Genomic DNA, 260 nt, shown 5'->3' with positions numbered 1-260 from the left:
GCATACAGCCGGGCAGTGACGTCATCGTCTGCGCGGAAATGGACGAACAGTGCGGCTATGTCGGGGCTAAATCGCGCCAGCGCTGGCTGTTTTACGCGTATGACAGGCTCCGGAAGACGGTTGTTGCGCACGTATTCGGTGAACGCACTATGGCGACGCTGGGGCGTCTTATGAGCCTGCTGTCACCCTTTGACGTGGTGATATGGATGACGGATGGCTGGCCGCTGTATGAATCCCGCCTGAAGGGAAAGCTGCACGTA

The 260-nt window shown here is 58.5% G+C and carries 1 protein-coding gene; it reads left to right on the top strand.

Features of this window, described 5'->3' with window-relative positions; all coding sequences use genetic code 11:
* On the top strand, positions 1 to 260 hold a 260-nt coding region (locus ABFY71_RS18945), incomplete at both ends, for an IS1 family transposase (RefSeq protein WP_347947427.1).

It is taken from the genome of Devosia alba (genome assembly GCF_039938915.1).
Lineage (GTDB): Bacteria > Pseudomonadota > Alphaproteobacteria > Rhizobiales > Devosiaceae > Devosia > Devosia alba.
Note: the sequence above shows the minus strand (reverse complement) of the source record. Positions and strands in the feature narration are given on the sequence as shown.